Below are 14,078 nucleotides of genomic sequence, written 5' to 3' on the forward strand. Positions count from 1 at the left end.
TAAAAATAGAATAAAAAACGGAGGAACTATGTTAACAGGAAATCAAATTAGAAAAGAGTTTATTGAATTCTTTAAGAAAAAACAACACAAACATTTTGAAAGTGCGTCTTTAATACCGGATGATCCAACACTTTTATTAACAGTGGCTGGAATGGTGCCTTTCAAACCATACTTTTTAGGACAAAAGGAAGCTCCGTATCCAAGAGTAACAACTTACCAAAAATCAATAAGAACAAATGACCTAGAAAACGTTGGAAGAACAGCAAGACACCATACATTTTTTGAGATGTTAGGAAACTTCTCATTTGGAGATTACTTCAAAGAGGAGGCTATAGTATGGTCTTGGGAGTTTGTAACAGAAGTATTAGGACTAGATAAAGATAAATTATGGGTATCTGTATTTACAACTGATGATGAGGCAGAAGAGATTTGGATAGAGAAATGTAACTTCCCTAAAGAGAGAATAGTTAGATTAGGAGAAGATGAAAACTGGTGGGCAGCAGGACCAACAGGATCTTGTGGACCTTGTTCAGAGATACACGTAGATTTAGGACCAGCTTATGGTGGAGATGAGAACTCTAAACTTGGTGATGAGGGAACAGATAACCGTTTCATAGAGATTTGGAACTTAGTATTTACTGAATGGAATAGAATGGAAGATGGAAGTCTTGAGCCACTACCTAAGAAAAATATAGATACAGGTGCAGGATTAGAGAGAGTAACTGCTATGGTTCAAGGAAAATCAAATAACTTTGAAACAGATTTATTATTCCCATTAGTTGAAGAGGCTGGAAGATTAACAGGTAGAAAATATGGAGAGGATAAAGAGACTAACTTCTCATTAAAAGTTATAACTGATCACTCAAGAGCTGTTACTTTCTTAATAAATGATGGAGTAATACCTTCAAACGAAGGAAGAGGTTATGTATTGAGAAGAATCCTAAGAAGAGCTGTAAGACACGGAAGATTATTAGGACAATCAGAGTTATTCCTATATAAAATGGTAGATAAAGTTGTAGAGATGATGTCAGAAGCTTATCCAGATTTAAAAGAGAACTTAGAGCATATTAAAAAAGTTGTAAAAATCGAAGAGGAGAAATTCTCTCGTACTCTTGATCAAGGAATACAATTAGTAAGCCAAGAGATAGAGAAACTTAAAGCAGAGGGTGGAAAAAAACTTTCTGGAGATATAACTTTCAAACTATATGATACTTATGGATTCCCTTATGAATTAACTGAAGAGATCTGTGAAGAGAATGCTGTAGAAGTTTCAAGAGAAGAGTTTGAAGCTAAGATGGAAGAGCAAAAAGAAAAAGCAAGATCAGCTAGAGAAGTTATTATGGAAAAAGGACAAGATAGCTTTATAGAGGAGTTTTATGACAAGTATGGAGCAACTAAATTCGTAGGATATGAAACATTGAGAGAAACAGCTAAATTATTAAGCATAAGAGTTTCAAAAGATGGAAAAACTCAAATGATCTTTGATGTAACACCTTTCTATGGAGAGTCAGGAGGACAAGCTTCAGACAATGGAACAATATCAGGAAATGGATTTGAAGGAAAAGTTGTAGATGTTCAAAAACAAAAAGGAATATTTACACATACTGTTGAGATAGTAAAAGGTGAAGCAAAAGAGGGAGAGGAGTATCTATTAGAAGTAGATAAATTAAGCAGAGTATCAACTGCTAAAAACCATACTGCAACTCACCTATTACACAAAGCATTAAGAGAGGTATTAGGAACTCACGTACAACAAGCTGGATCATTTGTAAATAGTGAAAGATTAAGATTTGACTTCAACCATTATGAAGCAATGACAGCTGAAGAGTTAGAGAAAGTTGAAAACCTTGTAAATGAAAAAATAGCTGAATCTTTAGCAGTAACTATTAAAGATATGAGTATGGATGAAGCTAAAAAAGAGGGAGCAATGGCTCTATTTGGTGACAAGTATGGAAATGTTGTAAGAGTAGTAAAAGTAGAGGACTTCTCAATAGAACTTTGTGGTGGAACTCATATAGACAACATAGCTAAGATAGGATTATTCAAAATAGAATCTGAGAGTGGAATAGCTGCAGGAGTAAGAAGAATAGAGGCAGTTACAGGACTTGGAGCTTATGAACTAGTTAAAAAATTAGAGAAAACATTAAAAGAGATAGCTAAAACTGTAAAGGCTGACGAAGCAAACGTAGCTGAGAGAGTTGAAAAAATGGCTGAAACTTTAAGAGAAAATACAAAAGAGATTGAAACATTAAAAGCAAAAATAACTAATTTTGAAGCTGGATCATTAAATGATGCTGCTGAAGAGATCAATGGAGTAAAAGTTGTAATTAAAACTTTTAAAGATAAAACAGCTGAAGAGTTAAGACAGATGGTAGATTCATTAAAAGAGAAATTAGGAAGTTGTGTAGTTGTACTAGCTTCTGGTGAAGATAAAGCAGTTTTTGCTGTAGGAGTAACTAAAGATTTAATTGGAAAAGCAAAAGCTGGAAACCTAGTTAAAGAAGCAGCTCAAATAGCTGGTGGAAATGGTGGAGGAAGACCTGATTTTGCTCAAGCTGGTGGAAAAGATGCTAGTAAAATAGATGAGGCAGTGGCAAAAGTAAGAGAAACTCTAAAAACTTTATTATAAGGGGTAAAAATGTATAAAAAATATGTTGCCTTAGATGTTGGTGATGTGAGAATAGGTGTGGCTAAATCTGATATAATGGGGATATTAGCCACTCCCCTTGAAGTTATTGACAGAAGAAAAGTAAAGGCAGTAAAAAGGATAGAGGAGATACTAGTACAGGAGAATACAAAATCACTTGTAGTAGGTATACCAAAAAGCTTGGACGGTACAGAGAAGAGACAAGCTGAAAAAGTAAGGGAATTCATAGAAAAACTCAATAAGAATATTGATGGATTGGAGATATTTGAAGTTGATGAGAGGCTAACTACTGTTTCAGCAGACAGACTTTTAAATGAGACTAATAAAAAAGGAGCCTTAGAAAAAAGAAAAGTAGTTGATAAAGTGGCAGCAGCAATCATACTTCAAAGTTTCCTAGATAGAAAAAAATAGAATTTGGAGGAGAAGATGAGTTCAAAATTAATGATGAGATTACTTCTTGTAATAATGGTAGTCTGTGGAGCTATCTGGTTAAGCTTTGCTAAGCCAACAAAATTAGGACTAGACTTAAAAGGTGGAGTATACGTTGTCTTAGAGGCAGTACCAGAAGAGGGAGTCACTATAGACTCAGAGGCAATGGATAGACTGATAGAGGTATTGGACAGAAGAATCAATGGTTTGGGAGTAGCTGAATCAGTGGTTCAAAAAGCTGGAGATACAAAGGTAATAGTTGAGTTACCAGGAATTAGCAATACAGAAGATGCTATAAAAATGATAGGAAAAACAGCTCTATTGGAGTTTAGAATAATGAATCCAGATGGAACGTTAGGAGAGACTCTATTAACTGGTGGAGCACTAAAAAAGGCTGATGTTTCTTATGATAACTTAGGAAGACCACAGATACAATTTGAGATGAATCAAGATGGAGCTATAAAATTTGCTGAGATAACAAGAAATAATATTGGAAAACAATTGGCAATAACACTTGATGGAACAATACAAACAGCACCTATGATTAACTCTGAAATTCCAAGTGGAAGTGGAGTAATTACAGGAAACTATACAGTAGAAGAGGCAAAAGCTACAGCAACACTATTGAATGCAGGTGCACTTCCAGTAAAAGCAGAGATAGTAGAGACAAGAACAGTAGGAGCTTCTCTAGGAGATGAATCCATAGCACAGAGTAAAAAAGCTGCAATGTTTGCAATGGGATTGATTGGAATATTTATGATAGTATTCTATAGATTGCCTGGAATTGTAGCAGATATAGCACTAGTAATTTTTGGTTTAACAACTTTTGGAGCATTAAATTTCATAGATGCTACATTGACACTACCTGGTATAGCAGGACTTATTCTTTCAGCGGGAATGGCAGTTGACGCCAATGTAATTATCTTTGAAAGAATAAAAGAGGAGTTAAGATTAGGAAATACTGTAATAAATGGTATAAATACAGGATTTAGCAAGGGATTTGTAGCAATATTTGACTCAAACCTAACAACACTTATAATTACAACGATTTTATTTACATTTGGAACAGGACCAGTAAAAGGATTTGCTGTAACATTGACAATAGGTACACTTGCATCTATGTTTACTGCAATAACAATAACAAAAATTCTTTTATTGACTTTTGTAAATGTATTTAATTTGAAAAAGCCTGAATTATTTGGAGTGGAGGGGAGAGACATATGCAAATAGGAATTGTAAAAAATACTAAGAAATTTCTAGGATTATCTGTAGTACTTGTAGTACTTTCCCTAGGAGTTATTTTTACAAAGGGATTAAACTATGGAATAGATTTCTCTGGAGGAAGTTTAACTCAGATAAAATATGATAAAACAGTTTCATTAAATGAGGTAAATAGTGTTTTAGATAAGGTGGCTAAAAGTGTTCCACAACTAGCAGGAAATAGTAGAAAAGTACAGGTTTCAGAAGGGAATACAGTAATAATAAGAACACAGGAACTATCTGAAGATCAGAAAGAGACTTTATTAGAAAGTTTAGGTACAATTGGAAAGTACAATATTGATAAAGTGGAAAAAGTTGGAGCTAGTATAGGGAAGGAACTAAAAACTTCAGCAATATATTCACTATTAATAGGATCAGTATTGATAGTGGCTTATATTACAGTTAGATTTGAGTTCGTATTCTCATTGGGAGCAATAATTGCTTTGATTCACGACTTAATTATAGCTATTGGAGTGATATCTCTACTAGGTTATGAGGTAGATACACCATTTATAGCAGCAGTTCTAACTATTTTAGGGTATTCAATCAACGATACTATAGTAGTATTTGATAGAATAAGAGAGAATATAAAACGTAAAACTAAGAAAAAACTTACTTTTGAAGAGATACTAGATAAAAGTATAAATCAGGTAATGGTAAGATCTATAAATACTTCAGTTACAACTTTATTTGCAATTATTGCAATATTAGTATTTGGAGGGGATTCTTTAAGAACATTTATAGTTACTCTATTGATTGGAATTTTAGCTGGAACATACAGTTCAGTGTTTATAGCTACTCCAATAGTATATCTATTAGATAAAAATAGAAAAGATAGAGGAAATGGTGGAATAGAGAAAAAACTTCAAGCTGAAGATAAAAAAGAGACCGAGGAAAAAATATTAGTTTAATTTTAAAATTTGAGTTATAATAAAATGGTACAAGGTAATTTTAAAGTTTTCCAATGGTTTTATACCATTGGAAAACTCTGTTTATTATTAGTGAGAGTATTGCAGAAGAGAGGGAACAAATGAGAGCATGGTTAGAAATAGAGATGGACAATTTACTTTTTAATATAAACAAGATAAGGGAGAGGGTCTACCCTAAAGAGATAATGGCAGTAGTCAAAGCTAATAGTTATGGATTTGGAGCAAAGGAAGTTGTAAAATATCTATCTAAAAATGGAGTTAAAATATTTGCAGTAGCTTGTTTGGAGGAAGCTCTAGAATTAAGAGAAGCTGGAATAAAGGATGAGATCTTAATTTTAGGAGTGGTTTTGGAAGATGAGATTTTAGTTGCTACTGAAAATGATATCCAGATAACTGTTGGAAACTGGGAACAGATAGAGTTTATAAAAAAACATAATCTAAATGTTGGTATCCATATAAAAATTGATACAGGAATGGGAAGATTAGGTTTTTTAGTAGATGAAGGTATTGAAGTTGTCGAGTACTGTTTAAAAAATAACTTAAATATAATGGGTATCTATTCACATCTTTCTGATGCTGATGGATTTAATGGGGACGCCGATAGCTATACGAGAGCTCAAATTGAGAAATTTGGTGTGTTTAAGAGATATGAAGATAGAGTTAAATATCTACATATTTTGAATAGTGGTGGAATATTGAGATTCAATGAGCAATATGCTGGAAACCTTGTAAGAGATGGAATAAGTATGTATGGAATGATAGCTAATTATAGAGTTTTAGATTTGAAGAGAGTATTTACTGTCAAAACTAAGATTCTATCATTGAGAACAGTTGAAGAGGATTCATTCATATCTTATGGTAGAAAATACACATTGAATAAGGGAGAGACATTTGCAACTATTGGAATGGGGTATGCAGATGGAATAAAAAAAGAGTTCTCAAATAAGAGCTATGTAATTATAGAGGGAGAAAAGTGTCCATTAATTGGAGAGATATGTATGGATATGAGTATGGTAAAAATACCTGAAAATATAAAAGATAAAGTGAAATTGGGGACAGAGGTAATAGTAGTAAGAGATGATATAATCGAAGAGATAAATGTGGAACATAAATGCTCTTGGGATATATTGACTGGAATAGGAAGAAGAGTATATAGAGTGTATAAAGAGAATGGTAAACCATATTTAATAACTAGATAAGGAGAGACAATGGCGAAGATAATTTTAGAAAAGGGAAAAGAGAAGAAGATACAAAATTTTTATCCAAATGTGTTTAAAGATGAGGTAAAAAGTAGTATTGGAAAGATAGAAAACGGAGATATAGTTGATGTATGCACTGAAGATATGACTTTTGTAGGAAGAGGTTATGTAACAGATTCAACATCTGCATATGTGAGAGTATTGACAACAAAAGATGAAAAGATAGATAAAGATTTTATATTGAATAAGATAAGAACTGCTTATAAAAAGAGGGAGCATCTGTATGGTGAGACAAACTGTGTAAGAGCTTTTTTCTCTGAAGGAGATGGAATACCAGGTCTGATAATAGATAAATTTGATAAATACGTGGCAGTTCAATTTAGAAACTCTGGTGTTGAAAAATTTAGACAAGAGATAATAAATGCAATAAAAAAAGTGATGAAACCAAAAGGGATCTATGAGAGAAGTGATGTAGAAAATAGAACACATGAGGGAGTAGAGCAAAAAACAGGAATTATATTTGGAGAGATTCCAGAAAGAGTTATTATGGAAGATAATGGTCTTAAGTATGGAATAGATATAATTGATGGACAAAAAACAGGATTTTTCTTAGACCAGAGAGATTCTAGAAAATTCATTAGAAAATATTTAAATAAAGAGACTAGATTTTTAGATGTTTTCTCAAGTAGTGGTGGATTTTCAATGGCTGCTTTAAAAGAGAATTGTAAAAAAGTAGTGGCAATAGATAAGGAACCACATGCTTTGGAGTTGTGTAAAGAGAACTATAATTTAAATGAATTTCAAGGGAATTTTACAACTATGGAGGGAGATGCTTTTCTTTTATTAAAAACTCTTGTAGGTAGAGGAGAGAAATATGATGTAATAACTTTAGATCCACCTTCACTTATAAAAAGAAAAGCGGATATTCATAGAGGTAGAGACTTCTTCTTTGATCTATGTGACGATAGTTTCAAACTATTGGAAGATGGAGGTATATTGGGAGTCATAACTTGTGCTTACCACATATCTTTGCAAGATCTTTTAGAGGTAACAAGAATGGCTGCTTCAAAAAATGGAAAACTTTTACAAGTGATAGGGATAAATTATCAACCTGAAGATCATCCGTGGATATTACATGTACCTGAAACTTTATATTTAAAGGCTTTATGGGTAAGAATAATTAACAACTAAGGAGAGTCGCTATGTATTTAGATATTGTAATATTAGTAGTTTTAGTTTTAGCAATATTAGATGGATTAAAAAATGGTTTGTTTGTTGAATTTTTATCAGCTTTTGGCTTGATTATAAATTTTGTACTAGCAAAGTATTTAACTCCAATATTGATAGATTTTTTAAAGTTACCAGCCAATGAAAGAAACTATTTCTTAATATACATAATTATGTTTTGGGCTGTATACATAGTAGTAGGAATATTTATTCATATTTTAAGAAAGATTATGGAGGGAATTTCTAGAGGATTTATAATTAGAATCTTAGGTGGTATAATAGGAGCTGTAAAAGGTGTTATACTAGGATTTGTTATAATATTTATTTTTAATTTTTCAACTGATCTTTTTCCTGAAATAAAATCTTATGGAAAAAATAGTAAATCAGTTGAGGTATTTTTAAAGATGTCACCCCTTATAGAGAATCATATTCCAAAAGTATTTAAAAAGAAACTTGATAATTTAAAAAATGATAAACTAATAGATAGATACATAAATAAAATATTATAGGAGAAAAGTATGAAAATAATAGATAGGTACATTTTAAATGAGATTAAAATACCTGTAATTTTTGGAATATCTCTATTTACTTTTATATTTTTGATAGATATAATTGTTGCAATGATGGAGAACATAATAGTAAAAGGAATCTCTATTTTGGATGTCTTGAGAATATTATCTTTTTATTTACCACCAATATTAGCTCAAACTATACCTATGGGAATGTTTTTGGGGATAATGCTTACTTTTTCAAAATTTACAAGAACAAGTGAGGCAACAGCTATGAGTGCTATTGGTTTATCTTTGAAAAAGATTGTAAAACCGATATTTATTGCCTCTGTAGGTGTAACTATCTTCATATTCTTCTTACAGGAGAGTATTATTCCTAGATCTGTGGCAAAATTACAATATCTTACTACAAAAATAGCCTATGAAAACCCAGTTTTTCAACTTAAAGAGAGAACCTTTATAGATGAGGTAGATGAGTATAATCTATATATAGATAGAATAGAGGGAAAAGATAAACAAGCTAAGGGAGTTTTGATATTTCAAAAGGCTGAGGATAAAGCTTTTCCAACTATTATAGTGGGAGAACAAGCTTATTGGAAAGATTCAGCAATGGTATTAAAAAATTCAACTTTTTACAATTTTAATGACAAGGGTAAGGAGACATTAAGAGGTAAATTTGATGAGAAAAAAGTTCCATTAGCAGCATATTTTAGTGAGATGGAGATAAAGGTAGATAATATTGAGGCTATGGGAGTATTTTCACTGTTAAAAGAGATGCGTGGGAAAAATTCAGAGGAAAAAATTCCATACAGTGTTGAGATAAATAAGAAATTAGCAGTACCATTTTCAACAATAATGCTATCATTATTGGGAGTGTTTTTAGCTATTGGTCACCATAGAAGTGGAAAAGGTGCAAATTTTGCTTTGAGTCTGATAGTTATTTTCTCATATATCACTTGTTTAAATATAGGAATGGTAATGGCAGGTAAGGGAATAATTCCAGCTTTTGTAGGAGTGTGGACTCCTAATCTTATCCTATTTTTGGTAACATTCTTAATGTATAAGAAAAAGGCAGAGGTGATATAATGAAGATATTGGATAGATACATTAGCAAAAATTTTATTAAAGCCTTTTTCTTGAGTTTGATGGCATTTATGGGAATATTCATAGTTAGCCAACTATTTAGAGTAGTAAAATATTTAAGTGATGGAAGATTTAGTGTAAGTGATGCAGGTTATTATATAGTGACTCTGCTCCCAAGAATATTTATAGATGTAGCTCCACTGGCAGTTTTGCTGGGTAGTATGATGACTATAAGTACAATGGCCTCAAATTTGGAGATTATCTCTTTGAAAACTTCTGGAATAAAATTTAAGAGAATAATATTGTTTCCAATAGTTATATCTGCAATTATATCAGGAGTGGTATTCTATGTAAACGATACTCTATATCCCACTTCTTTAAAAATAAATAGAGATTTGAGAAGAGGAGAGGTAGAGGAGAGAGTAGCTCCGGTTGAGAAGAGGAACGCTTTTTTGAGAGGGGAGAATTCAAACTATATCTATCTTATGCAAAAAGTTAATAGAGTGACAGGTTTTGCTGAAAATATTGAGATAGTGGATCTGAATAAAGAGTTTAATAAGATTGAAAGAATAGTAACTGCACATGAGGGAAGATATAATTTTAGTAAGAGTGTATGGACATTGAAAGATGCTACTATTTACTATGGAGATGAAGGGAAAAAATCAAAAGTTGTTAAGTATTTTAGAGATGATAAATACAATGATAATCCTGAACATTTTATAACTTTAAGTGTAGAACCAAGAACTTTAAGTATAAAAGAGTTAAAAAAGACAATAAGAGAGATGAAGAGTATAGGAGGAGACACAAGAGAGTTATTAGTAGAGTTAGGGAACAGATACTCATTTCCTTTTGCAAGTTTTGTAATCTCATTCTTGGGACTTGCGTTAGGAGGAAGATATGTTCGTGGAACTTCTGCAGTTAGCTTGGGTGTCTGTGTACTATTGGGTTATGGATACTATGTGGTACAAGCCTCTTTTGAAGCTCTCAGTGCAAATGGATTTTTAAATCCTTTTATTGGTGGATGGATCCCCAATATAATATTTTTAGGAGTAGGTATATATCTACTGAATAAAGCTGAATATTAAAAGTATGGAGTGTGTTATGAGTATACAAGTAAAAAAGTTAAGTAATGGTATTCCAGTTTTGATGGAGAATATCGAGAGCATAAACACTATAAGCTTAGGGGTATTTGTAAAAACTGGATCAAGAGATGAGTATTTAGATGAGAGTGGAGTTTCTCATTATATTGAACATATGATGTTTAAGGGTACAACAAATAGAAGTGCAAAGGAGATATCTGAAGAGATAGATAATGAGGGTGGAATGATAAATGCCTATACAAGTAGAGATATGACTTGTTACTATATTCAGATGCTTTCAAATAAGATAAATAAAGGAATTGAAATACTTTCTGATATGTTTTTAAACTCTACTTTTACAGAGGAAAATCTTGAAAAAGAGAGAAATGTAATTATAGAAGAGATAAGAATGTATGAGGATATTCCAGAAGAGATAATACATGATGAGAACATAAAATTTGCCTTAACAGGTGTACAATCAAATAGTGTATTAGGAACAATAGAGAGTTTGAAAGGAATAGATAGAGAGAAATTTTTAAAATATTTTAAAGAGCAGTATAGAGCCTCAAACTTAGTAATATCAGTTGCAGGAAAGATGGACTGTGAAGAGATATTCAAACAACTTGAATCAGGATTTGGAAAAATTGAGAATTTAGAAACTGAAAGAGAATTGGATAATAACTTTACAATAAATAAGGGTGAAAATAAAATAGTTAGAGATACTAACCAAGTTCATCTATGCTTTAATACCAAAGGAGTTAGCTTGGTAGATGAGGCAAAATACCCAGCAGCAATAATTTCAAGTGTATTGGGTGGAAATATGAGTTCTAGACTTTTCCAAAAAATAAGAGAGGAGAGAGGATTAGCTTATTCTGTTTATACTTATTCAAGTGCCTTTTTAGAGGGTGGAGTTTTCACTGTGTATGCAGGGACAACTAATGAGAGTTATAGAGATGTAATAGATATAATAAGAGCTGAATTTGAAGATATAAGAGAGAATGGAATAACTCCATATGAGTTACAAAAATCTAAGAATCAGTTTTTGAGTATGTTGACTTTTAGCCTTGAGGGAAGTAAGGGTAAAATGAATAGAATGGCAAACTCATATCTTCTTTATGGTGAGGTAATAGAGATAGATAAGATAATAGAGTCTATTGAAAAGATAACTTTGGAAGATATTAAAAAGACAGCAGAGATAATATTTGATGAGAGATATTACTCTTGGACAATTTTAGGAAATGTATAGGAGAAAAGAATGGAAAAAGTAGCAGTTAAGGTATTGATTGAAGAGGGAGTACAATTACCTAAGTATGAGACTTCGGGATCAGCTGGAATGGATGTAAGAGCAAATATAAAAGAGCCAATTACATTGGGATCGTTGGAGAGAGTATTGATTCCAACAGGAATAAAAATGGCTATACCAGAGGGGTATGAAGTTCAAGTTAGACCAAGAAGTGGACTAGCTTTAAAACATGGTATAAGTATGGCAAATGCAATAGGAACAATTGATAGTGACTATAGAGGAGATATTGGAGTTATATTGATCAATTTAAGTAAAGATGAGTATGTAATTCAACCTCAAGAGAGAATAGGACAGTTAGTTTTAAATAAAGTGGCACAGATGGAGTTTGAAATAGTAGATGTACTTGATGAAACAGAACGAGGTGCTGGAGGATTTGGGCATACAGGAAAGTAAGAGGTAGTCGATGAAAAGCAGTAGAGAGATAAAACTTTTTTTAAAAAAATTAAAAAAAATGAATAATTATCTTTTAGTAAATGCATTGATTATAGTAGCAATAAGTGTTTCAACTATATATAGTGCTACTATTTCTAAAGGTGAGAGTTTTTATATCAAAGAGACTATCTGGGGAGTAATAGGTGTTGTTGCTTATTTTGTAGTTTCCTTTATTGATTATAGAAAATACTTTAAATACTATAAGCTTTTATATGTATTGAATATAATCTTACTAGCTTCTGTACTTATATTTGGAGTTAGTAGGTTGGGAGCACAACGCTGGATAAGCTTAGGACCTATAAGTATTCAGCCTGGAGAGGTAGGTAAGGTTTTAATTGTAATAACCTTATCGGCTTTTTTAACTACTAATTTCAGAGAGAAATTTATCGGATTTAGAGGTATTATAATAGCGGGATTACATATTGCTCCCATACTGTTATTGATATTGAAGCAACCTGATTTAGGAACGACACTTATAATAGTTATGACTTGTGGAGTTATAATGTTTATGTATAATTTAGAGTGGAAAACTATTATTTTTTTAGCAGTGAGTGGAGGAATTTTTGTTCCGTTCTCATATTTCTTTCTATTAAAAGATTATCAAAGACAGAGGGTTTTGACATTTTTAAATCCAGAGAGTGATCTGTTAGGAAGTGGTTGGAATGTAACTCAATCAATGATTGCAATAGGGTCTGGAGAATTATATGGAAAAGGTTTTTTAAATAGTACTCAAAGTAAGTTGAGATTTTTACCAGAGGCTCATACAGATTTCATAGTTTCTGTATTTTTAGAAGAGAGAGGTTTTTTAGGAGGAGTAGTCCTATTTGTTTTGTATGTAATCTTAATTATGCAGATTCTATATATAGCGGATACTACCAAGGATAGTTTTGGTAAATTGGTGTGTTACGGAATTGGAAGTATTTTCTTCTTTCACTTTGTTATAAATGTAGGAATGACAATGGGAATAATGCCAGTAACAGGAAAACCTCTACTGTTGATGAGTTATGGTGGAACATCACTTCTTATAAGTTTTATAATGCTTGGAATAGTTCAAAGTATTAGGATAAATAGAGATTAGGAGAGATATGGAATATATAATTGACAAAGAGTATTCAGATGTAAGATTGGATAAATTTTTGAGAAAAAAACTACCTGATATGGCATTAACTGAGATTTTCAAAGCTATAAGAGTAGGGAAGATAAAGGTTAATGGAAAAAAGTCTAAAGAAAATTATAGACTACAGGAAAATGATGTGGTAAAATTATTTTTTGAGGTCAAGGTTGAAGAAAAAGAGAGTAAATTAAAAAGTATGAATCTAAAAAACTCAGATATTGATAAGATAAAAGAGTCTATTGTGTATGAGGATGAGAGAGTACTTATTTACAATAAGGATAGCAATGTAGTTATGCATAAAGGAAGTGGGCATGACTATGGGGTATCTGAGATAATAAAAGAGTATTTAAAAAATCCAAATTTTAATTTTGTAAATAGAATAGATAAAGCTACTTCAGGACTTGTAATCGGTGCTAAGAGCTTGGTTGTAACAAGAGAGTTAGCCGAAGAGATAAGGGAGAGAAGAGTAGATAAAAAATACTATATTTTGGTAGATGGGATAGTAAAAAAGAGAGATTTTATTATAAAGAGTTATTTGAAAAAGATAGATGATAGAGTTATTGAACTGGATAAAAAAGAGGATGGAGCTAAGGAGAGTATAAGTTACTTTAAAGTATTGGATTATGGAGATAACTGTACTCTTTTAGAGGGAAGATTAGGAAGTGGAAGAACTCATCAATTGAGAGTTCAACTATCAGCTATGGGACACTATATACTAGGTGACACAAGGTATGGAAAGGGAAAAGAGAAAAAGATGTATCTATTCTCATACTATCTAAAGATAGATAAGTATGATATAGAGATAAAACTACCTTTACCTAAGGAGTATAGAGCTAGGTTATCTAAATAAAATAATATATAGGAGGA

13 protein-coding genes are annotated in these 14,078 nt (G+C 31.8%); all 13 read left to right on the forward strand.

What is annotated here, in order from left to right:
• The first annotated feature begins 28 nt into the window (after nucleotides 1-28).
• Nucleotides 29-2,629: an alanine--tRNA ligase gene (alaS, locus tag QZ286_RS09785; RefSeq protein WP_291256779.1), complete on the forward strand. Its 2,601-nt coding sequence runs from the start codon at nucleotides 29-31 to the stop codon at nucleotides 2,627-2,629.
• A 9-nt stretch (nucleotides 2,630-2,638) separates the two neighbouring features.
• A complete protein-coding gene (gene ruvX, locus QZ286_RS09790) occupies nucleotides 2,639-3,058 on the forward strand; it encodes a Holliday junction resolvase RuvX (protein WP_291256780.1) in 420 nt (139 codons plus the stop codon).
• A 15-nt stretch (nucleotides 3,059-3,073) separates the two neighbouring features.
• Nucleotides 3,074-4,306 (forward strand): protein translocase subunit SecD, encoded by a 1,233-nt coding sequence (secD, locus tag QZ286_RS09795; RefSeq protein WP_291256781.1) that lies wholly within the window; start codon nucleotides 3,074-3,076, stop codon nucleotides 4,304-4,306.
• On the forward strand, nucleotides 4,297-5,247 hold the full coding sequence (gene secF, locus QZ286_RS09800) for a protein translocase subunit SecF (RefSeq protein ID WP_291256782.1): 951 nt from the start codon (nucleotides 4,297-4,299) through the stop codon (nucleotides 5,245-5,247). Before secD ends, secF begins: the two co-directional genes overlap by 10 nt.
• A 119-nt stretch (nucleotides 5,248-5,366) precedes the next feature.
• Nucleotides 5,367-6,464, forward strand: coding sequence for an alanine racemase (gene alr, locus QZ286_RS09805; RefSeq protein ID WP_291256783.1), 1,098 nt, complete (start codon nucleotides 5,367-5,369; stop codon nucleotides 6,462-6,464).
• Between the two features lie 9 nt (nucleotides 6,465-6,473).
• Nucleotides 6,474-7,655, forward strand: coding sequence for a class I SAM-dependent rRNA methyltransferase (locus tag QZ286_RS09810; protein ID WP_291256784.1), 1,182 nt, complete (start codon nucleotides 6,474-6,476; stop codon nucleotides 7,653-7,655).
• 11 nt (nucleotides 7,656-7,666) lie between these two features.
• Complete coding sequence (locus QZ286_RS09815; protein WP_291256785.1) at nucleotides 7,667-8,200, forward strand: CvpA family protein; 534 nt, start codon at nucleotides 7,667-7,669, stop codon at nucleotides 8,198-8,200.
• A gap of 9 nt (nucleotides 8,201-8,209) precedes the next feature.
• Entirely contained in the window at nucleotides 8,210-9,286 is a 1,077-nt protein-coding gene (locus QZ286_RS09820) for an LptF/LptG family permease (protein ID WP_291256786.1), read from the forward strand.
• On the forward strand, nucleotides 9,286-10,368 hold the full coding sequence (locus QZ286_RS09825) for an LptF/LptG family permease (RefSeq protein ID WP_291256787.1): 1,083 nt from the start codon (nucleotides 9,286-9,288) through the stop codon (nucleotides 10,366-10,368). The genes QZ286_RS09820 and QZ286_RS09825 overlap by 1 nt, the downstream gene beginning before the upstream one ends.
• A gap of 16 nt (nucleotides 10,369-10,384) precedes the next feature.
• On the forward strand, nucleotides 10,385-11,608 hold the full coding sequence (locus QZ286_RS09830; protein ID WP_291256788.1) for a pitrilysin family protein: 1,224 nt from the start codon (nucleotides 10,385-10,387) through the stop codon (nucleotides 11,606-11,608).
• 9 nt (nucleotides 11,609-11,617) lie between these two features.
• Nucleotides 11,618-12,058: a dUTP diphosphatase gene (gene dut, locus QZ286_RS09835; RefSeq protein ID WP_291256789.1), complete on the forward strand. Its 441-nt coding sequence runs from the start codon at nucleotides 11,618-11,620 to the stop codon at nucleotides 12,056-12,058.
• 10 nt (nucleotides 12,059-12,068) lie between these two features.
• Nucleotides 12,069-13,175: a rod shape-determining protein RodA gene (gene rodA, locus QZ286_RS09840; RefSeq protein ID WP_291256790.1), complete on the forward strand. Its 1,107-nt coding sequence runs from the start codon at nucleotides 12,069-12,071 to the stop codon at nucleotides 13,173-13,175.
• Nucleotides 13,176-13,182: 7 nt separating this feature from the next.
• The gene (locus QZ286_RS09845) at nucleotides 13,183-14,061 is read left to right on the forward strand and encodes an RluA family pseudouridine synthase (protein ID WP_291256791.1); all 879 of its coding nucleotides are present in this window, start codon (nucleotides 13,183-13,185) and stop codon (nucleotides 14,059-14,061) included.
• The last annotated feature ends 17 nt before the right edge of the window (nucleotides 14,062-14,078 follow it).

The sequence above is a fragment of the Fusobacterium sp. genome (assembly GCF_019012925.1).
GTDB lineage: Bacteria > Fusobacteriota > Fusobacteriia > Fusobacteriales > Fusobacteriaceae > Fusobacterium_A.